Source organism: Candidatus Phycorickettsia trachydisci (assembly GCF_003015145.1).
GTDB classification, from domain to species: Bacteria; Pseudomonadota; Alphaproteobacteria; order Rickettsiales; family Rickettsiaceae; genus Phycorickettsia; species Phycorickettsia trachydisci.
Genome location: NZ_CP027845.1, coordinates 827360 through 848121 on the forward strand (window position 1 = coordinate 827360; position 20762 = coordinate 848121).

A 20762-nucleotide genomic window follows, 5' to 3' on the forward strand; every position below is an offset into this window, starting at 1 on the left:
ATTGAAAAATCGAAAGGATTATTAAAAATACACATAAAAATTTTTTGTTTATTCCTATTTAAAAATTCTGACAACTGACTATATATAGAAACAGATTTAATAAATTGGAAATTACATATGCGTCTTGAAACCAGAAAATTTAATACCGAAGTAGGCAAAGTCTTAAACTTAATGATCCACTCTCTTTATACAAACAAAGAAATTTTTGTAAGAGAGCTTATATCCAATGCATCAGATGCATGCGATAAATTAAGGTATCTATCTCTATCTGATTCAAATTTAATTAAAGATGATCCTGAATTTAATATTTTGATCAAAGCCGACAAAGATAAGAGAGAGCTCATTATCTCCGACAATGGCATAGGCATGAATAAGGAAGATTTGATCCAAAACCTAGGCACGATTGCTAAATCAGGCACTGCAAGTTTTCTAGAACATATTACGGGAGACGCTAAAAAAGACTCATCTTTAATTGGCCAGTTTGGTGTTGGCTTTTATTCCGTCTTTATGGTCGCAGATAAAGTCACTGTTATATCACGCAAAGCTGGAGAAGATGAAGGACATAAGTGGGTTTCTGACGGAGTTGGCGCATACAGTATTGAAGAATGTGAAAAAGCATCACGTGGCACTGAAATTATTGTTCATATCAAAGAAGATGAAAACGATTATTTAGATCACTTCAGACTAAAACACATTATTAAAACTTACTCAGATCACATATCAATTCCAATATACTTTGAGCAAGAAGGGGCCAAGAATCAGATTAATTCTTCATCAGCTCTATGGACTAAAAGTAAGTCTGAAATTTCAGAAGAACAATATAAGGATTTCTATAAAAACGTTGCATACGCAGGCGATGATCCATGGGTAACATTGCATAATAAAAATGAGGGTGCCGTAGAATTTACTAACCTCATATTTATACCAACTAACAAAACTTTTGACTTATTCCATCCAGACCGTAAAAGAAGAATTAAGTTATACATAAAGCGCGTATTTGTTACTGACGAAAACATTGAACTTGTTCCTAGATACATGAGGTTCTTAAGAGGCATTGTAGATTGTGATAGCCTGCCTCTGAACATTAGCAGGCAAACTCTTCAACATAACGCCGTAGTAGACAAAATCAGAAACAACCTCATTAACCGCGTGTTAGGAGAGCTTGCTAAAAAGAAAGATTCAGATCGCAAAGGTTTTGAAGAATTTTGGGCAAACTTTGGATCTGCAATGAAAGAGGGTTTATGTGAGCCAATCGCTGAATCAGAAAAACTTTTAGATATTTGCATCTTCTACAGCTATCTACAAGATAAAATGATTACATTATCAGAATATGTAGAGAGTTTTACAGCTAATCAAAAAGAAATATACTATATCAGCGGCGACAACTTAGACAAACTTAAAAGTAGTCCTCAATTAGAAGGCTTTAAGAAGAAAAATATTGACGTACTACTATTAACTGATATGGTTGATGATTTCTGGGTTAACATTGTACATAAATATAAAGATTTTGATATTAAATCAGTTACTAGAAGCAATATTGACTTAACTCAATACAACAGTGAGGAAGAAAAAGTTGATGAAACAAATCACGATAAGCTTACAGAATACTTTAAGGGCGTTCTTGGCGAACTTGTGCAGGATGTAAAGATATCTAAAAAATTAGAATCCGTACCAGCATGCCTTGCTGTTGAGGAGGGTAACTTGGATATTAGAATGGAGAGATTTTTGGTTGAACAAAAACAGTTACAAAGTGCTTCTGCCAAGATTTTAGAAATCAATCCTTCTCACAGGCTTGTAAATAAAATACAAGATGTATTGGTCAAAGATCAAACTGGTAACGAGGATACATCAGACTTAGTAAAGTTAATCTATGAACAAGCTTGCATTGTTGAAAACGAACCAATTCCTGATTCTTTAGAATTTTGTCGTAGATTAAATAAATTTATTAATGCTATCTGAAGCATTAGACCCTCAGCACATTAGGCATTGTTAACAAATCAGTGCCTTTTGGTAGTTTGGACGTTGCGGTTTTATAATTTATAAAATCAAAGCTTTTCAATATCTTATTTACCACCAGGACCACCAGCTCCTCCAGAACCGCCTCCAGGACCACCAGCGCCACCTCTACTTGACATCATCTGTCTAACTTGTTGAGCTCCTTGAGCTGCTTTTTGCATACCCTGCTTAGTCATAGAATCAGCTAATTGACCCCCAACAGTTGACACACCAAATATCTGATTTACTAATTGATTACACATTGACGTATAATAATAAGTTGCACTTGCTATTGAAAATAAAGCTATTACATCTGTTAAGGCTTGGCCATAATTAAAGCTCATCGTATCGTATCCCCAAGGAGAGAGCCAATATATACAAAACAATGGCATTTGCTCCGTTACAACTTTTAAAAGGCCCAAACCTGGAATATCACCTATAAAAGGTATCGAAAACACTGCATTACATTTGAAACATACGCTATATCCAAGCACATAATCCAGATATATTATAAATAACTTAGCAAGTATTGCTATACCAATAAAAAGCATTACTGGCTCAAATAAGTAAGCTATAATATATGCAGTCCATTGCTTAAAAATATGCTGAGTAGGTCTAAACAATGTAAAGATAAGAAATATAGGCGCCATGCCTAAAAGAACCGAAACAAAAAAGTATGAAACTAGCGTCACAGCCATAAGATTTAGAATAGGAATCAGAAATAATACAAAAGATATTATTATCAAAATAATCATTATAATCCCAGTAAAACCCGTACCTAGCATAGCCAAAAGCTGTATATGAAAAATATCCTGTCCTAAAGTTGAAAAAATAGCTTTTAGGAACGCTCCTAAACCGCTACTACCATCAGTGGTCGGAAAGAACACAGCACTATTCATTAAGGAATTTGTAAATCCAAAAATTATGTTGAAAATATAATTGTTGAAAAAATCAAATGTCTTACCACTTATTAAGCCTCCAACTATTGTGATTTTTATAATTCTCTGTATAAAATCATAATAATCAACTTGTATTAGGCCGATAAGGAAGAAAATTGCAAAAATCATGATATAGGCAACCAATAAGGCTCTTATAACTTGAAAAAGGTTAAAGCAACTTGATTTATCAGCAGCTCCATAACATGTCAAGTTTTGAAATAGCTTTGTAGTTAAATTGCCAAAAGCATTATTAAAAAAGCCATAAATTTCAGGCCATAAATCAAAACCTTGCGCCACAGCAACTGGCGTACCCTGAGAGACAGTTATACTATAAGATCCATTACTAGAGGTATAATCACTGGATTTATTGTCAATACGAAGCCATAGCACCCCATCCTGATCAGATGTAATGGTTTGAGCTGAGCTATCTCCATTAATAAAGTTTATAGAATTTCCTATACCAGATGCAGACATGGCAGTATAAGCGTTAGGATCAACACCATCATCTAGTATTAAATACTTTACAGCCCCTCTATTGGCATATACTTTATCGCTTGAATAAGCACCGTTTGTTCTGTAGCATTTAGTGTGTTGTAATGATAAAACGTATCCTCCCGTATAGCCTCCATAACGTGTCACCCCTAAGTAATCTGTGTATGCAGGATTAGCTAAAAAACTGTATGTTAAATTTCCGCTTGTTTGAGTTAAATTTGTCACCCCTCCCGATGTACTATTATCAAAAATATACCTATCAGTAAAATTATGACATCCGGATGGATTGGTAGTACCACAATTATCTATAATATTTACTGTCTGATTGCTAATTGAAGTATTTGTTATGGAATATTTTAAGCCACCTTGCGTTTTTGTAGTGCCTATCTTATCAAATGTAAACCACATAGCAGCGGCATCAGAAATCGAAGGACAAACGTAATTCGTGCCATTCCATACCATATCAGTTGGTGAGTTAGCTATAGTGATACTATCCGTACTAAGATAAACATTACTACTACTGTAAACAAGATTGACAATTGAGTTATCAAACCTGTAACAGTCAAAATAAAAGCATCTACACTCATCTACTCCGAAGGGCCCCGTTTCACAAACCCACGTTTTAACCTGAGGGCAACTATAGCCATTATTTTGATACCATACTTGATTATCTACATCCCCCCCACTACAACCATTGGTACCAGAATAAGAATCCTTCCTTAAAACATTATTGGCTACAGTACATCCTGTTGGAGCTGTACGAGTAAGATTATAATAATAGCTATACTTACCACACATACTATCATAGGCAGCTTGTCCATCAGAACAATTTGCCGAAGGATTAACTAACAGCTGTTTAGTAATAGGATTATATAAACTACTATACCCATAACCATTAGTATGAGCATTATCCCCTATTTTAACTTTCACTAAATCTCCATTAAATACTTCTGTTAAAGTATAAGTGCTATTTGCTGCATTTAAATCAAGATTAAACCATGTAGTATCTCCCACTCTTGGAATTTCCTGCGTCCACGTATCTGGATAATACGACTTACATAAACTCACAGACCCTTGAGCCTGAAAATATAGCGATCCCCCTCCTTTAATAGCCAAATTAACCTTAGTCCATTGCCCGTAACTAATGTTTGAAGTAGTAGCATTATAATCTATTGGATTTAGAGCACTCATACCGTTACCGTAAAGAGTTACTGTAGCAGTAGTGGTTAAAGTGCCAGTTTGACTAGGATATTTTAAATAACAACCTAAAAAAGGGGCAAGACCAAATCCCGCAAGTATTGAAAGGAATACAGACACAATAATCAAAACCCTTACAACTTGGAACATTATCCTCATCATCATTTGGGCCATCCTCATCTGGTTTTTAGATGGTGGCTTAGGTGGTTGCTTATTATCTTCTTTTTTTTGACCGTCCCCCGACATAAAGCTATTTAAACTATAAATTTAATTTCCATTTTCTTAACAAATCATGCTTTATAAAAGAAAACTAATAATTTGATCAATGAAATTAAATTTTTCAACATAGTGTGTACAAATTGTGCTTTAATTATACATATTGGTGTGTTAAAATGCTCGATGTTGGCGAATGTAGCTCAGTTGGTTAGAGCATCAGGTTGTGGTTCTGAGGGTCGCCGGTTCGATCCCGGTCATTCGCCCCAACTATTATGGCAATTCTGCTATAAATTCTTTTCTTTTTTCTCAAAACTTACTTATTTAAAATTTTATCTCTGCTTATTGATACAATCTTTAAAAAACATATAACTCTGTTTGCATGCAACGTTTTTTATTAGTCTTCTTATTATTTTATAGCTCATCTTTTGGGTCCAAATGCACAGCTTCAAAAAAATATTTAGATAACTATGAGCCAGAAGTATTTAATCTCACAAACAATTTATTGAGTGACTATAAAAATCCACCAGAAAATTGCAGCTCCCAAATAACGTTAAAGGGACGCATACTAGATGAAGAATGCAACCCCCTGCCTTATGCTAGGGTTTATATCTGGCAGGTAGGATGCGACGGCAAGTACCCTTACTATCCTTTACGCACAAAAATTAATTACGAACTGATCAACCTGGATACTCAAAATAGCTTCCTAGGCTCAGGTATGGCAATAGCAGACAAGGATGGAGCTTTTAACTTCATTACGATATATCCTTGCAGCAAAATTAAGCACATTAATTTTAAGGTGCAAAGCAAAATCATACAGACATTATATACCAAGATAGAAATCAAAACGGATTCCCCAACACCTCCAACACAATATCAATTTGATATAGTAGTACAAAGACAAAAAACTCAAGGATATAGGGATAAAGGTATTATAAAATAAAATGTTGACCCTTGCTTATCATTATTATTTTTGGCAAAAATTCTACCACGGTGTAAGTTTATAATATGCTCACATATAGCAAGTCCAAGACCTTTACCTCCTGACATATTTTTCGTTCGTGAACTTTGAATAAATGGCCCAAAAATCTCCCACAATTCTTCTTCCGGGATACCTACACCTTCATCTGTAATGCTGCACTTCATCCCACTCAAACGCTTACGCCCAACTAAAACATCTTCACTTGATAATATAACCTCTATAGTACCTTTTGGAGTAAATTCCACTGCATTTTTGATTAAGTTAATCAATACCTGGCTTATTTTCTCTTTATCGCAAGAAACCATAGTATCCTCAGCTTCACAATTAAAATAAAAGTGTAAATCTTTATTTTTAACATACACCCCTGGAAACTTATCAACAATCTCTGAAACTAGGTTTTTAAAATCGACAGTTTCGTATCTAAGCTTCACTTTGTTACCACTTAAATTTGATAAATCAAGAATATCTTCCATATAGCTTCTGATACGGTGATAACCTTGTTTTAACAGATCAAAAGATTCCCTTTTTGCCTCTGCATCATCGCTATACCAACGTCCATCCAAATCCTCTAAATAAGCTCCTACATGATGGATTGGGGTTCTGATTTCATGATTAACGTTATTTATAAACTCTTGTCTTATAATCATATGGTTCAAAAGCTGCTGTGATATATTTTGTATCTCCTTATTTTGAGCAATCAATAAAGCAGCTTTTTGATCTTGATGCTCTTGTATAGGTCTTAAAAAGGCTATCAAGATGCTACTAATCAGCAATAGACAAAACATAAAGTAAAACTTAACACTCATTAGATTTGAATAATCAAGTTGCAGATATTGAGTAATAAATAAGTTAATAGCAACGAAACCACTTAGCAGCATCAAAACAGCAGCCTGCCATCTAAATACAAGCAACACTGCTGTTAGGTTTAAGAAAAATATTGTCGTCTGAATCTGGGAACCTTTGCTGATCGCAAGAAAAATACTATTAACAAAAATATTGATATAAAAAATACTAAAAATCCAAAAGAAAGAAACAAATTTAGGATTGTGAAATCTTGCTGGCCATAACGGATACGTAAGTAAATAACAAGCGACCGTCAAAACGCTAATGTAACAAAATTCCATAATGCTACTATAACCTTTAGAAACCAAAGGCATAGATATCATGGTTAAAATAGTTGACAAAATTCCAAGTAAGCCAAAATAGAAATATGGCTGAATCTTTTCGGGAGTATTTTTAGCGCAGAACTCATAAAAATTGAACTCTACTATACTACGCCATAGTTTTTGCCACTTTCTATTTCTCATCTGCTTAATTGCCTTATAAGTTTTTTCATCCTTAATCCCTACCCATCCACCAGGTTGCTTTGTTACATAATGCATTCCAAATAAAAAGAAAGTACTTGCAAATATACTAGGTATTAGACTATCAATAGCAGCTTTAGCAAAAAATAGCTTCCATAATATTATAGTAATAATAGATCCTATCATAGCTGCCAAAACCGATTTACCAGAACTCCTAAATCCAAAAATAGCGAATAAGAACGGAATGCTAACAACGGGTAAATATAGTCCGGCAAATGAGACAAGCAGGGTTAAAATACTTTGTATCTTAAAAGCAAGCAGCATCGCTATCATACTTGATACTACTGCAGCAATTCTTGCAATTATCAGCTCATTTTTTGCCCATTTAAAACCCGAAGGCTTACAAAAATCATGAGCAAAAATTACAGCTATAGAATTAATTGAAGAGTCAGCCGAAGACATCATCATAGCCATTATTCCAACACTTATGATGCCCTTAAAGCCGATAGAATAGGAGTAATGTCTCACTATGTAGCTAACTAAGTTATCTGGGTTTAAGTTTGGATTATCGCTTAATATAAATATGCCAATTGCAATTACAACCATTTGCACTAAAAATAATAAAAGCCCCGCTATCTTAAAAGCGCTTACTACTTGCCCCACGCTACGTGACATTGATATTCTTTGGAACATTTCAGCGCCAAATTTAGGTATTAAGAAAAATAACCCAAGTCCTAACATTTGATAAAATTTATAACTTCCTAGATCAAGAGCAACTTTATAATCAAAAAGTGGACTAGTAGTTAGAGTATTCCAAACAATAGCCCCACTATTTTCTCCTAATGCACGCCAAGCGATAATAGCAATCACGGGCATAAGACATCCAAAGGTAAAAAATTGAATCAGATCCGTAAAGGTAACAGCTCTAATACCTCCTAATGTAGAGTAAATAATTACAATAAGAGCGCTAATAATAGTTGCATTTTCAGCAGATGTACCAAAAATCACCTCCAATACTTTAGCAGAAACCTTAAAATTGACAGTTAAATAAGTGATAGCTCTAATGAGATTAAATATTACTGTTATTAACCTGACTTTAGACCCAAATAGCTCTCCCATAACTTGAGCTATAGACAACTTACCTAAAAATTCCCCCATTCTTGGAGCAAAAACATGCCCTATTAAAAATAAAGCTAAAGGATTGAAAACTGTGGGGATTAAATAGTAAATACCTTGACGATAAATTTCAATTACGTTACGCGCAAAAAAACCTGCACCAATCCATGTTGCTACTATAGTAGCAACTATTGTCGCCGTTGAAAAATCTCTATTACCAATGGCATATTCTGAAATGTTGGTAACTTTCTTGCTACTTAATATACCTAATACTAAACTTAAAGCTAAAAAAGTAGAAAAGATAAGAAGATCTATATCCATACATTTTTAATTAAATAACATTACTCTAATAATACTAATATTAATTCAATTTAGATTAACCTCAAAGCCTTTAGATATATAATCGAGCAATATTTAGGTTTAAATTTATATATATTTACTTAATTATTTTGTATAATTTATCTTAAAGTTATAAATGTGTTTTATTTCAGATATCTATTATAAAATAAACTATTGCTTTTTATATTTAAAATTCGTAATCATAGTTAATAGTGACACTTAGTTTAATTAATTTTTTTATTCTTTCATGCAAAATTCTCCCCTACACAAAGCTATATTCGCTATTACCTTAAGCTCACTCATGTCAACAACAGCTTTAACAACAACTCCAGCAACGAGCGGGAGTGCCCCAACTACAACAGTATCGACAACGAGCGGGAGTGCCCCAACTACAACAGTATCGACAACGAGCGGGAGTGCCCCAACCACAGCAGTATCGACAACGAGCGGGAGTGCCCCAACCACAGCAGTATCGACAACGAGCGGGAGTGCCCCAACCACAGCAGTATCGACAACGAGCGGGAGTGCCCCAACTACAACAGTATCGACAACGAGCGGGAGTGCCCCAACCACAGCAGTATCGACAACGAGCGGGAGTGCCCCAACTACAACAGTATCGACAACGAGCGGGAGTGCCCCAACTACAACAGGAGGAAGCGCATCAACAGAAATAGGTGATGTCAAAGCCAAAGACTATGGAAACCGCGTTAGCTTAACCGCCCCCCAAATAATAGCATTAGATACATTAATCAATCGTATGCAAGGATGGACAGATGAATCATTACCTGGAGCCGGTGAAGATAACACACCTGCTGAGAGAATTATCCCTTGGATTAGTGGCCACTATGGAGCAAGCATACAGGGTAAAACTAGTAGTAACCCAGGATATAAAGTAAATTTCTCAGGTTTTAGTGTAGGTAGCGATTTTATTGTAAATGATGAAGTTAAACTAGGTCTTAGTTACTCTAACATTACCTCTAAACTCAGAGTCAAGGGCAATAAAAATACAGATGGTACAAAATCCCATACTGTAAGCATTTATGGCCAATATAATTTCACTAAAGATATCTTCACTCAATCTGCTATCGCATATACAGTAGGATCTTCAAAAAATAGACCTAATAACCTCAACAGTTATAAAGTCTCAAGTAATGGAATCGGAGGATTTGCCACTTTAAACAAAGAGTTCTTGCTAGATTCAGATATATCAGTAACTCCAAGGATTGGTTTAAGATATATACAAAGCAAAGAGAAAGATGTAAATCTTGGAGGAGGTAACAAGGTCAAAGGCGCTAAGAATCATTATCTTACTGGGATTTTTGGCACAACCTTATCCACCAAAACAGAACTGACAGATGGAACATTATTAAGACCTATGTTATACGCAGGACTTGAGAAAAACTTTATAACTAAAAGTAATGCCCCAATAGCACGTATTGAGGAAGCAGGTAGACCTTTTGAACATCAAAACACAACTAAGCCTCAGAAAACTTCCTACATATTAGGAACAGGATTGTCCGCTAAACGCAACAACTTAATACTAAGCGTCTCATATCAATCTTCTATAGCTAAAAAGTATATCAGTCATCACGGTATATTAAAACTTGGTCTTGCTTTCTAAGACACCTATTTGCTCTCTTTCATTGGAGAGAGCAAATTTTTTTATAAGAATTATATATAACTACTGCTCTTTAACAGCAGCTCTTTTATATAAGAAATTACGCAAAAACGCAGGGACCTCAGTATCTTGATCATCGTATGAAGCATCAATTTCTTTCTTAGGTCTAATTATATTTTGACCTTCTTGTATATTGACATGTTCATCTTGAATAACTGCCCGGGTTTCTTCCTGCATTTTAGGCCTAGAAACCGTTTGAGGAGCATTTTGAAGACCTGTTGCAAATACTGACACAACAATTTTGCCTTCTAATTCTTGTCTAAATGTAGATCCAAAAATAATATTAGCGCTCGGATTGTTAATTTCTTCACGGATTCTATTCGCAGCAGCATCTACTTCCATCAAAGTCATATCCATACCCCCAGTAATGTTTATTAACACCTTACTTGCTCCACTAATTGTGATTCTATCAAGCAATGGGTTGGCTATCGCCCTACTTGCTGCAATAATAGCTCTTTTTTCACCCATCTCTGCTTCTTCATCTCTGGATGCTGAACCCGTTCCCATCATAGCAGGTCCACCATTTTTCATAATCGTTGAGATATCTGCTAAATCAAGGTTTATAAGACCGTCCACAATAATAAGCTCTACTATACCGCATACCCCATCTCTGAGTACATTATCTGCAATTTTGAAAGCCTCCATGAAGGTTGTATTTTCATTGGCGATTAGGAATAGGTTTTGGTTGGCTATAATAATTAATGTATCGACGCTTGCTGCTAGCTTCTCTAAACCACTATCAGCTACTTTCATCCTGTGGCTGCCTTCGAAACTGAAAGGTTTAGTCACTACTCCTACTGTCAAAATTTTCATCTCTTTAGCAATTTTCGCAACCACAGGAGCAGCTCCAGTTCCGGTACCACCTCCCATTCCAGCAGTAATAAATACTAGATTTGCCCCATTTAGATAGTCTCTTATCTCGTGCAACGATTCTTCAGCAGCAGCTTCGCCAACCTCAGGTTTAGCCCCCGCCCCAAGACCTTGTGTTGTGTTTATGCCTAGTTGGATCTTATTATCAGCTAATGCATTTTCTAAAGCTTGGGCATCAGTATTTGCAACTACGTAAGTAACACCTTGCAAATTTGATGAAATCATGTTGTTAACGGCATTTCCTCCAGCACCTCCAACACCAAAAACTACAATTTTAGGTTTGAGATTTTCTTGATTTATTACAGACATATAGATTAGAGCAGATTTTATTTTTAGATTGCACGTACCCTAAAATAGTAATCCACTACAAGTCATTAATCAACGAGGGTTAAAGAATTAATTAAATTTTTTTTCAAATTTAGCGCTTAATTTTTAAAAGATGTTGTATATTTATCACTTTTATCCTATGATCCACAATTAAAGCTCTCAATATATTACTAAAATTATGATCAAAAAATTCAATTTCTACACTAGCTTTAAAATCACCCTATATGCATTTTTAACTGCCGTTTTCCTGGGTAATTGCGCTACATCTAATGACTTAAAAATCAATAATAAAGGCGTCGTAATCTTTACAACCCAAACTTGTCCTTACTGCATAGATGCCAAAAAACTATTAAAAGAAAAACAAAAGAAAATTCACTTTAAATATAAAGAGATAAACATAGAGGGTAAAGATTGGCTAAAAGAAGCCCTACTTAGAAGAACAGATGGTATCAAAACCGTACCTAAGATATTTATAAACGGTAAATATATAGGAGGATTTAGCGCTTTGAAAGATTTGGACCAAAAGGGAAAATTAGATGCAGAGTTAAAATCTTATTCCTTGAGATAAACTTCGATTCGCTGTATTATAGGTAGCATGCAAAATAACGAAATAATTAAAGCAGCAAGAGCCTTGCGCATTCTATCAGCGTGCGCAGTTGAAAAAGCACAATCGGGCCATCCAGGAATGCCATTAGGCTTTGCCGATGTTTTTACCGTACTTGCTGCTAAATATTTAAAATTTAATCCTCAAGATCCACGCTGGTTTGGCAGAGATCGGCTCGTATTATCTGCAGGACACGGTTCTATGCTGCTATATGCATTCTATTACTTAAGCAGATTTAAAGGCTTTGACATAGAACAAATCAAAAACTTTCGCCGCCTGGGTTCGAGCACACCAGGCCATCCCGAATATGATGCCATATCTCCGGTTGAGACTACCACCGGACCCTTGGGACAAGGATTTGCAAATAGTGTTGGAATGGCTATTGCTGGTAAAAAATATTTAGAAAAAACTGATGCCGCAAATTACAAAATTTACTGCATCGTTGGGGATGGCTGCTTAATGGAAGGTATCTCATATGAAGCAGCATCAATTGCCGGACATCTCAAACTTAATAACCTGATAGTATTATTTGACAGTAATAGCATCACAATAGATGGACCAACGAGTCTTGCTATCTCTGAAAATCAGCTATTCAAGTTCCAAGGCCTAGGATGGAGTACCTTGTGTATAGATGGACATAATTTAGAAGAAATAGATGATGCACTCAATTGGGCTCAAAAATCCGAGAGGCCTGTGTTTATTGAATGCAAAACTACTATTGGATATGGAGCTGGTGATAAAGCTGCCTCATGCAAATCTCATGGAGCTCCCTTAGGCAAAAAGGACTTAGATGAATTAAAGAAATTTTTAAACTGGGAGCATGAAGACTTTGTAATACCCGAAGATATTTTAGACATCTGGAGAAGTTTTGCCAAAAATAAAGCATATGAAGAGTGGCAAGCAAAATTCAAAAAACTGACAAAAGATCAAATAGAATATCTAAAACCAATAAAAGTTCATCCTCAAACAATTGATCAAATCAAAAAACTTGAAACTACAGATGGGGAAGCAACAAGAGTATCTAGCAGCAAAATTTTAGAAATTATAGCTCAGAATGAACCAAAGGCTATACTAGGATCGGCCGATCTGTCAACTTCTGTTGGGGTGTATAATAAATATTGTAAAATAATTTCAAAAGACGACTTTGATGGCAACTTTATCCATTATGGCATTAGAGAAAATGCTATGGCCGGTATAATGAATGGCCTTGCTATAGAAGGATTTTTCCCAATTGGAGGGACATTTTTAGTTTTTAGTGACTATATGAAACCTGGAATGCGTCTTGCAAGTTTGATGAAGCTGGGAGTTATATATATTATGACTCACGACTCTATTGGCGTTGGTCAAGATGGTCCTACTCATCAGCCTGTTGAACACTTAACAGCCTTACGCAGCGTGCCTGGCTTATGCGACTTTAGACCATCAGACCGCCTAGAGACCATAGGAGCGTTTGAACATGCATTATCAAATTTAGCTCAGCCATACCTTATGGCACTCAGTAGACAAAATATTAAGTCTACCGTCCTGACCAAGGAACAAGAGGTGAAAAAGGGAGCATATTGCATAATTAAAAATCACCACCCAGATATCACAATTTTTTCTAATGGTTCTGAATTACCTATTGCCTCTGAAGTTTGCAAACTGCTTGAAGCAGATAATTTTAAGGTTAATTTAATATCACTTGTTTCATTTAATTTATTTTTGCAGCAAGATAGAGGGTATATTCAAGAGATAATAGGAACAAACGAAATTAAAGTTGCAATTGAAGCAGCCTCAAGTTACCCTTGGCATAGATTTATTGGCAGAGATGGGTTATTCTTTGGCATAGATACATTTGGCCTTTCTGGAGCTTATGAAGACTTATATAAACATTTTGGCTTAACGCCACAAAACATATACAAAAAGATAAAATATGAAAGTAGGAATCAACGGACTTGGAAGGATAGGAAGACTTCTGCTTAGGAAGTTGCTGGAGGAGAAGATAGAAGTTACACAAATTAATACTTCAGCTAAACCTTCTGATTTAGCACACCTAATTGAATATGATTCAACTCATGGTAAAGCTCCATTTGAAATTGAGATAGACGAAGATAAGTTGATTATCAACAAACACAAAATTAAAGTTTCAAGTTATAAGGATATAACTCAAATTCCTTGGGAAGTAGATTTAGTATTTGAATGCTCCGGAAAATGTAAAAACAAAGAATCAGCAGCAAAACATAAAGCTAACAAAATAGTTGTTTCAAGTCCGTGTGAAGGAGCTGATAGCACCATTGTCTTAGGCGCTAATGATCAAGAACTAAAGAAAAATCACAAGGTTATTTCAATAGGATCATGTACAACAAATGCACTCGCGCCAGTGGTAAAAATTTTGCATGAAAAGTTTGGCATCCTCTCGGGTTATGCAACAACTGTACACTCATATACATTTGACCAAAATTTGCTTGATAATTTTCATGACGATATAAGGAGGGCAAGATCTGCTAGCTGCAACATGATACCAACAAAAAGCGGCATATCTCAAGCCTTAAAAATAGTATTACCGAAAATTGGTCATAAAATTTCTGGATCTGCTATAAGAGTGCCAGTACCTAATGTTTCATTGGTAGATTTTTCTTTTTATTCTGCTCGCCCTACTTCAAAAGATGAAGTAAATAACGTGATGGAGAAAGCAAGTTGGAAAATTCCAAAGATCTTAAGCATAGCTAAAAAACCTTTAGTATCAGGTGATTTTAATCACACTACATTTAGCAGCATCTTCGATCCATTTGAAACTAGTGTAGTAGAAAAGAGTTTTGTTAGAGTACTTGCTTGGTATGATAATGAGTGGGGTTTTGTAAACAGATTATTTGATATCTATGAGAAAATTAGAACAAGTAGATAATCTGCAAGGTAAAACAGTTATCCTGCGTCTTGATTTAAACATGCCCGTTAAGGCAGGCAAGTTTGTTGACTTAACGCGCCTTAAACGCTCTATCCCTACCATTAATCATCTCATCAATTCTGGTTGCAAAGTCGTTATAATATCTCATATGGGCAGACCCAAAGGGGAATTTGTTAGAAGCCTTTCTTTAGGACCTTTTGTTGATGAGATTGAGAAGTTACTTAATAAAAAAATACGCTTTGCTACTAACTGCATTGGCGAAAAAGTGAAAGGTAAAATTGCCTCGATGAATCCAAGAGATATCATATTACTCGAGAATTTACGCTTTCACATAGGCGAAGAGACAAATGATGCAAAATTTTCTGAGCAAATCGCGTCCCTAGGAGATATATTTGTTAATGATGCTTTCTCATGCAGTCATAGAAGTCATACATCAGTAGAAGGTATCACAAAATTTCTTCCAAGTTTTGCAGGTTTTGCTCTTGCATCTGAGCTTGAAAATATCGAAAAATTATTATCAAAACCTGAAAAAACTTTTACAGCTCTGGTAGGTGGATCTAAGATTTCCACAAAACTAAATTTACTTTCCACCTTCCTAGATAAAGTCGATTATCTCATATTAGGAGGCGGCATTGCCAACACATGCCTGCAGGCTTTAGGGCATGATTTAGGAAGCTCACTTGTGGATCTTGCTTTTTTAGCCCAAGCTGAAGAAATAATGAAAAAAGCTAAAAATACCCAAGTTCTTTTGCCCGAAGATTTTGTAGTAAAAGGCTCATCCGGCAAGATTAGTATCAAAAAATTAGGTAATATTGCGTCAGATGATATGATAATGGACGTGGGTCCTCATTTTTCTGCAAAAGCTGCAGAGATTATAAATAACTCCAAAACAGTTATATGGAACGGACCTTTAGGAGTAGTGGAATCTCCAAAATATGTAGGATCAAGTAGCTATATCGCACGCCATATTGCAAGCAGTACGCAAGAAGGAAAAATAAAAAGCATTATAGGCGGAGGAGATACCACCGCCCTACTCCAGACTTTGGGACTAATAGATTGCGTTACATATACCTCAACGGGTGGAGGGGCCTTCTTGGCATGGCTTGAAGGCGAGCCTTTACCGGGAATTGCAGCCTTAAGTAAATGAAAAAGCTTGGTATCTTAGGTTTAGGCAAAACTGGTAAAGCAGCCTATGAATACTTAAAAGATACTGCAGATACAGTTGTTTGCTGGGATGATAATATGCCAAATCAATCTACAAGCTTAGATGATGATGTTTGGAAGAGTTTAGATTATATCATCGCAAGCCCTGGCATAAACCTAAAAGGTCATAAAATTTTAGAACTTGGCATTCCGATTATAGGTGATATCGATGTTTTATACTTGCATAATCCTGATAGCATATTCATAGGAATTACCGGCACAAATGGTAAAAGCACTACAACAGCTTTAACCTCACATATATCAGGCTTTACAGCTTGCGGCAACATTGGTTTGCCAGCTTTAAAAGCTCCTAAAAGTAAAGGGTATGTTCTTGAGATATCTTCATTCCAATTAGATTTAATAAAGTTTTTTAAGCCTAAAATAGCAGCAATTCTCAATATCTCACCTGATCATTTAGATCGCTATGGTTCCATGGATAATTACATAACATCTAAGCTAAGTATTGCCAAAAATATGGATAAAGATGGATATTTGCTTTTAAACTTAGATGACTCGATTTTAAGTACTTATGTTAATGATTTTAGTCATACGAATGTATGCACTTTCAGCCTAAAAAATAAGACGGCAGATTTTGTTTACCAAGATTATGAAAGTAATTTAGTTGGAGAGCATAATAAGTACAATATTTTAGCCAGTAGCGCTATTTGTAAATTATTGAGCGCGCAGCAGATAGAGGAAAAACTCAAGACTTTTAAAGGTCTGTCCCATAGAATGGAATTCGTAGGTAAAACGAATGGCATCAGTTTTTATAATGACTCCAAAGCAACTAATAAAGAATCAAGTCAGGTTGCCCTTAATGCTTTGGGAAATATATTCTGGCTTGCAGGAGGACGTCCCAAAAGTGGAGGTATTGAAGGATTAGATCTAAGCAACGTGCAAAAAGCATATTTTTTTGGAGAAGCAAGATTTGCGTTTGGAGAATACGCTAAAAAACTAGGCAAAAACTATTTTATAGCTGAAACTTTAGATGAAGCTTTAAAATGTGCTATACAAGATGCAAAAAATGGTAACATACTACTATCTCCAGCATGTAGCTCATTTGATCAGTTTCAAAATTTCGAGGATCGAGGGGATTATTTTAAAAATTTAGTCATTAAATACATAAATGATAGTAGAAGATAAATTACCAGTAAGACTAGATCGATTTTTAAAAAGATGCTATCCCCTTATTACCCAAGGTGTTATTCAGACTCTTTTGAGAAGTAAAAAAGTTAAAGTGAATAGCGTACGTATTAAGGAGGCATCACTACGTCTAAATCACGGTGATAAAGTAGAAGTATTTGCAAATCTAGATGAATACAGCCAAGAAACTGAAGCTATTAATCCATTGGCAAAATCTTTAAGTCAAAAACTACTTGGAGAATATAAGATTTTTGAAAATGACAACTTTTTAGTAATAAATAAACCTGCAAAACTTGCTACCCAAGGAGGAACTAAGATTAATATTTGCATCGATGATGGATTAAAATATTTAAACTCACTTGGATCTAGCTTGAAATTAGTCCACAGGCTCGATAAAGAGACGAGCGGGTTAATACTGATTGCAAAGGGATACGATGCTGCTGCTAAACTTAGTTACGGATTTCGCGAAAAGAAAATTTATAAGACTTATTTAGCGCTCGTGAAAGGCACACCTAAACAAAAGCAAGGTATTATCAAAATTGAAGATGAAATAACTAAATATAAACTCTTAGAATATGATATAATTAAGGATGTTTCCTTAATTGAATTTAAGCCAATTACAGGTAAAGAGCATCAGATTAGGCGTCATGCTCTTGAGATTGGCACTTATATTTTAGGTGACAAAAAATATGGCCCAAACCAAAAAGATAAGTACATGATGCTACATTCAGCAGGCATAACAATTGACAAGGAAATCTTTGGGTCTGAGTATAGTTTTAACATACCTTTACCAAAATATTTTATGGATGATAACAAAAAACCAGCAACTTACATTGATTCAAACTTTGATAAATTATCTAGCGCACTAAAAAAGAATATTCAAAGAAGAAAACTTGCTAAAAAAAATGAAGAGCAGGATAGCCAAGATAATCAGCAATAGAGGTTATTGCTCAAGAAGGGATGCTGAAAAGTTAGTTTTAGCTGGAAGCGTCAAAGTAAATGGTGAGCTTGCTTGCGATGTTGCAACAAATTTTCCCGATGATTCGATAATTACTGTTAATGACGAGGAAGTTAGGCCTTTTAATAAAACTCGTCTTTGGATTTATCACAAACCGTTAGGAGTAATTACGACCAGGAAAGATCCTCAAGGAAGAAAAACAGTATTTGATGCCTTTGATAGCTCGGAGCATTTAGTCTCAGTAGGTCGTCTTGATATTAACTCTCAAGGTTTGTTATTAATTACAAATGATAAGACGCTCGCAGCTCATTTAGAAAATCCTGCAAATAATTTTGTGCGGATATATAAAGTGCGATTTTTTGGTAAGATTCCAGATAAGCTTTTTGATGTTCAAAAAGGTATAGAAATTGACGGGGTAAGGTATAAACCTATTAAACTTAAAGTCCTAAAGCAAGGCATAAATAGCTGGTGTGAAATGCAACTAAGTGAGGGCAAAAATAGAGAAATACGTAAAATACTTGAGCACTTTGACTTACAAGTAAATAGACTTATTCGAACGCAGTATGGCCCATTTAAGTTAGGTGATTTACAAGAAGGAGAAATTAAAGAAATAAATTATGTTAAGAGTAGTTGCGGGGAGTTTAAAAAATAAACTAATTCCAGTAATTAAGAACGCTGAATTTAGACCATCTACCACCAAAGCGCGTCAGGCTATTTTTAGTATCATCTACTCCATGGGAATAGATCTTGAAGAAGCAAATGTTTTGGATATGTTTTGTGGTTCAGGTAGCTTGGGTATAGAAGCACTATCTAGAGGCGCTAAGTTTGCAAGCTTCATAGATATTAATGCTGCTCAACTTACATTGCTTAAAAAATTTTTAGATGAAGCAAAGTTATCCTTTGAGGTTCTGAATCAAGACGTACGAAATCAGATATATACGAATAAAAAATATGATATAGTCTTTATGGATGCCCCTTACTATCAAGACTTAAATTTTGACGCCTTGGTCAATTTAGACAAAAGTAAAATTTTGGCAGAAAATAGCCTTTTAATTATTGAAACAGCTTATAATGAGGAGCTAAAAATCCCTGATGCATATTTGAAAATTGATGAAAGGCGTTATAGTAAGAATAAAATCACTTTTGTAAGAAGAGCATTATATGGCCAAAGTTAAGTCCTCCTACGTCTGTAACAATTGCGGCGCAGTAACCCATAAATGGTTTGGGAAATGCTTTAGCTGTGGCGCATTTAATAGTATTACAGAGGAGATAATTGAGCAAACCAAAAGTAGTGATGACAACCGCTACAAAACTTTAACTCCAGAAAACTTAAACAGCGCTGTAGGTGAACACGAAGAGAGGATAGTACTCCCAAGCACTGAACTAAACAGGATATTAGGCGGAGGACTCGTGCGTGGCTCTGCTGTGCTTATTGGAGGTGAGCCTGGTATAGGTAAATCTACTTTGCTTCTACAACTTGCTATTGACCTTGGTAAGATGAATCTGAAATGCTTGTATGTAAGTGGAGAAGAGTCAAAACAACAAATAAAGCTTAGAGCCAAAAGACTTGATACGGGAGATAATGATAACGTATTGCTGATTTCCGAAAGTAACCTGCATATAATTCATAAAACAGCAGCTGAATGTAAAGACTTAGACTTAATTATACTGGACTCTATTCAAACTGTCCTAAGCGATCAGATATCTTCTGCTGCAGGCTCTGTATCACAAGTGCGCATGGTAGCCCAAGAACTGATACAATATGCAAAAAAACAAAATGTAATACTGGTATTGGTAGGCCACGTTACTAAAGAAGGTCAAATTGCAGGCCCTAAGGTACTCGAGCATATGGTTGATACAGTACTATATTTTGAAAGTGATCAAAATTATTACCTACGAATCCTACGAGCAATTAAAAACCGCTTTGGAGGAATAAATGAAATCGGCGTATTTGAAATGACCCAAAATGGTTTAGTTGAGGTTAAAAATGCATCAGAGCTTTTCATTACTCAACGCAGTCAGTCTATTGTTGGATCAAGCGTATTTGCTACAATTGAAGGCTCACGCCCGTTCTTAGTTGAAATTCAAGCCTTGCTTGCGCCATGTCAAATGCCAATGCCAAGAAGGGCGGTTGTAGGTTGGGATTTAAGCCGACTGTCTATGATTTTGGCAGTTTTGTCTGTCCGCTGTAAGCTGAATCTCGCAAACTTTGAGGTATACTTAAATGTTGCAGGCGGCTTTAAATTATCTGATCCAGCTGGCGATTTAAGTGTTGCAGCAGCAATTATTTCGGCAGCTCTGAATGTACCTCTTCCATTAAACAGTATATTTTTTGGTGAAATCAGTTTATCTGGAGAAGTGCGACCCGTAAGCCAAATGACTAGCCGAATTAATGAAGCACGAAGGCTAGGATTTGATACAGTCATATTAAGTCACAGCGAAAAGAACAAAGATGGAGCCACAAAAGCCATTAAAGATGTGGGAGAACTCAAAAATTTCATTCTAAATATAAATTAATC

General features: G+C 35.5%; 15 protein-coding genes and 1 tRNA gene. 13 read left to right on the top strand and 3 right to left on the bottom strand.

Going from position 1 to position 20762, the window contains the following annotated elements:
- The first annotated feature begins 117 nt into the window (after positions 1-117).
- A complete protein-coding gene (gene htpG, locus phytr_RS03550) occupies positions 118-1959 on the top strand; it encodes a molecular chaperone HtpG (RefSeq protein ID WP_106874513.1) in 1842 nt (613 codons plus the stop codon).
- Positions 1960-2063: 104 nt separating this feature from the next.
- Here htpG and phytr_RS03555 read toward each other — a convergent pair whose 3' ends face one another.
- Positions 2064-4868 carry a TrbL/VirB6 family protein gene (locus phytr_RS03555; RefSeq protein ID WP_106874514.1) on the bottom strand — a complete coding sequence of 935 codons (2805 nt, stop codon included), beginning with the start codon at positions 4866-4868 and terminating at the stop codon, positions 2064-2066.
- A gap of 159 nt (positions 4869-5027) precedes the next feature.
- On the opposite strand from phytr_RS03555, the gene phytr_RS03560 reads away from it, so the two are divergent.
- Together phytr_RS03560 and phytr_RS03565 are read left to right on the top strand one after the other, a co-directional pair.
- Positions 5028-5104 (top strand) — tRNA-His (locus phytr_RS03560).
- 113 nt (positions 5105-5217) lie between these two features.
- A complete protein-coding gene (locus phytr_RS03565; protein WP_106874515.1) occupies positions 5218-5778 on the top strand; it encodes a dioxygenase family protein in 561 nt (186 codons plus the stop codon).
- On the opposite strand, the gene phytr_RS03570 is transcribed toward phytr_RS03565, so the two are convergent.
- Positions 5745-8558: a sodium:solute symporter family transporter gene (locus phytr_RS03570; protein WP_106874516.1), complete on the bottom strand. Its 2814-nt coding sequence runs from the start codon at positions 8556-8558 to the stop codon at positions 5745-5747. The two genes, phytr_RS03565 and phytr_RS03570, sit on opposite strands and share 34 nt — an antisense overlap.
- Positions 8559-8877: 319 nt before the next feature.
- Here phytr_RS03570 and phytr_RS03575 point away from each other — a divergent pair, with 319 nt between their 5' ends.
- On the top strand, positions 8878-10197 hold the full coding sequence (locus phytr_RS03575; protein ID WP_158706851.1) for an autotransporter outer membrane beta-barrel domain-containing protein: 1320 nt from the start codon (positions 8878-8880) through the stop codon (positions 10195-10197).
- A gap of 60 nt (positions 10198-10257) precedes the next feature.
- On the opposite strand, the gene ftsZ is transcribed toward phytr_RS03575, so the two are convergent.
- A complete protein-coding gene (gene ftsZ / locus phytr_RS03580) occupies positions 10258-11433 on the bottom strand; it encodes a cell division protein FtsZ (protein WP_410519428.1) in 1176 nt (391 codons plus the stop codon).
- A gap of 196 nt (positions 11434-11629) precedes the next feature.
- On the opposite strand from ftsZ, the gene phytr_RS03585 reads away from it, so the two are divergent.
- From phytr_RS03585 to radA, 9 genes are read left to right on the top strand one after another with little or no spacing between them, the layout of a single operon-like run.
- Positions 11630-12019, top strand: coding sequence for a glutaredoxin domain-containing protein (locus phytr_RS03585; protein ID WP_106874519.1), 390 nt, complete (start codon positions 11630-11632; stop codon positions 12017-12019).
- A gap of 27 nt (positions 12020-12046) precedes the next feature.
- Entirely contained in the window at positions 12047-14017 is a 1971-nt protein-coding gene (gene tkt, locus phytr_RS03590) for a transketolase (RefSeq protein ID WP_199843749.1), read from the top strand.
- Complete coding sequence (locus phytr_RS03595) at positions 13968-14939, top strand: type I glyceraldehyde-3-phosphate dehydrogenase (RefSeq protein WP_106874521.1); 972 nt, start codon at positions 13968-13970, stop codon at positions 14937-14939. Before tkt ends, phytr_RS03595 begins: the two co-directional genes overlap by 50 nt.
- The gene (locus phytr_RS03600) at positions 14914-16086 is read left to right on the top strand and encodes a phosphoglycerate kinase (RefSeq protein ID WP_106874522.1); all 1173 of its coding nucleotides are present in this window, start codon (positions 14914-14916) and stop codon (positions 16084-16086) included. The genes phytr_RS03595 and phytr_RS03600 overlap by 26 nt, the downstream gene beginning before the upstream one ends.
- Positions 16083-17285: a UDP-N-acetylmuramoyl-L-alanine--D-glutamate ligase gene (murD, locus tag phytr_RS03605; protein ID WP_106874523.1), complete on the top strand. Its 1203-nt coding sequence runs from the start codon at positions 16083-16085 to the stop codon at positions 17283-17285. Before phytr_RS03600 ends, murD begins: the two co-directional genes overlap by 4 nt.
- The gene (locus phytr_RS03610) at positions 17269-18225 is read left to right on the top strand and encodes an RluA family pseudouridine synthase (protein WP_106874524.1); all 957 of its coding nucleotides are present in this window, start codon (positions 17269-17271) and stop codon (positions 18223-18225) included. Before murD ends, phytr_RS03610 begins: the two co-directional genes overlap by 17 nt.
- Positions 18191-18895 carry a pseudouridine synthase gene (locus phytr_RS03615; RefSeq protein ID WP_106874525.1) on the top strand — a complete coding sequence of 235 codons (705 nt, stop codon included), beginning with the start codon at positions 18191-18193 and terminating at the stop codon, positions 18893-18895. The genes phytr_RS03610 and phytr_RS03615 overlap by 35 nt, the downstream gene beginning before the upstream one ends.
- A complete protein-coding gene (locus phytr_RS03620; RefSeq protein WP_106874526.1) occupies positions 18861-19418 on the top strand; it encodes an RsmD family RNA methyltransferase in 558 nt (185 codons plus the stop codon). Before phytr_RS03615 ends, phytr_RS03620 begins: the two co-directional genes overlap by 35 nt.
- Positions 19405-20760 (top strand): DNA repair protein RadA, encoded by a 1356-nt coding sequence (gene radA, locus phytr_RS03625; RefSeq protein ID WP_106874527.1) that lies wholly within the window; start codon positions 19405-19407, stop codon positions 20758-20760. The genes phytr_RS03620 and radA overlap by 14 nt, the downstream gene beginning before the upstream one ends.
- The last annotated feature ends 2 nt before the right edge of the window (positions 20761-20762 follow it).

Excerpts from the sequence above, each read along its gene's own strand:
- htpG (WP_106874513.1), top strand. The coding sequence starts at position 118 with ATGCGTCTTGAAACCAGAAAATTTAATACCGAAGTAGGCAAAGTCTTA.
- phytr_RS03555 (WP_106874514.1), bottom strand. The coding sequence starts at position 4,868 with ATGTCGGGGGACGGTCAAAAAAAAGAAGATAATAAGCAACCACCTAAG.
- phytr_RS03565 (WP_106874515.1), top strand. The coding sequence starts at position 5,218 with ATGCAACGTTTTTTATTAGTCTTCTTATTATTTTATAGCTCATCTTTT.
- phytr_RS03570 (WP_106874516.1), bottom strand. The coding sequence starts at position 8,558 with ATGGATATAGATCTTCTTATCTTTTCTACTTTTTTAGCTTTAAGTTTA.
- phytr_RS03575 (WP_158706851.1), top strand. The coding sequence starts at position 8,878 with ATGTCAACAACAGCTTTAACAACAACTCCAGCAACGAGCGGGAGTGCC.
- ftsZ (WP_410519428.1), bottom strand. The coding sequence starts at position 11,433 with ATGTCTGTAATAAATCAAGAAAATCTCAAACCTAAAATTGTAGTTTTT.
- phytr_RS03585 (WP_106874519.1), top strand. The coding sequence starts at position 11,630 with ATGATCAAAAAATTCAATTTCTACACTAGCTTTAAAATCACCCTATAT.
- tkt (WP_199843749.1), top strand. The coding sequence starts at position 12,047 with ATGCAAAATAACGAAATAATTAAAGCAGCAAGAGCCTTGCGCATTCTA.
- phytr_RS03595 (WP_106874521.1), top strand. The coding sequence starts at position 13,968 with ATGAAAGTAGGAATCAACGGACTTGGAAGGATAGGAAGACTTCTGCTT.
- phytr_RS03600 (WP_106874522.1), top strand. The coding sequence starts at position 14,914 with ATGAGAAAATTAGAACAAGTAGATAATCTGCAAGGTAAAACAGTTATC.
- murD (WP_106874523.1), top strand. The coding sequence starts at position 16,083 with ATGAAAAAGCTTGGTATCTTAGGTTTAGGCAAAACTGGTAAAGCAGCC.
- phytr_RS03610 (WP_106874524.1), top strand. The coding sequence starts at position 17,269 with ATGATAGTAGAAGATAAATTACCAGTAAGACTAGATCGATTTTTAAAA.
- phytr_RS03615 (WP_106874525.1), top strand. The coding sequence starts at position 18,191 with ATGAAGAGCAGGATAGCCAAGATAATCAGCAATAGAGGTTATTGCTCA.
- phytr_RS03620 (WP_106874526.1), top strand. The coding sequence starts at position 18,861 with ATGTTAAGAGTAGTTGCGGGGAGTTTAAAAAATAAACTAATTCCAGTA.
- radA (WP_106874527.1), top strand. The coding sequence starts at position 19,405 with ATGGCCAAAGTTAAGTCCTCCTACGTCTGTAACAATTGCGGCGCAGTA.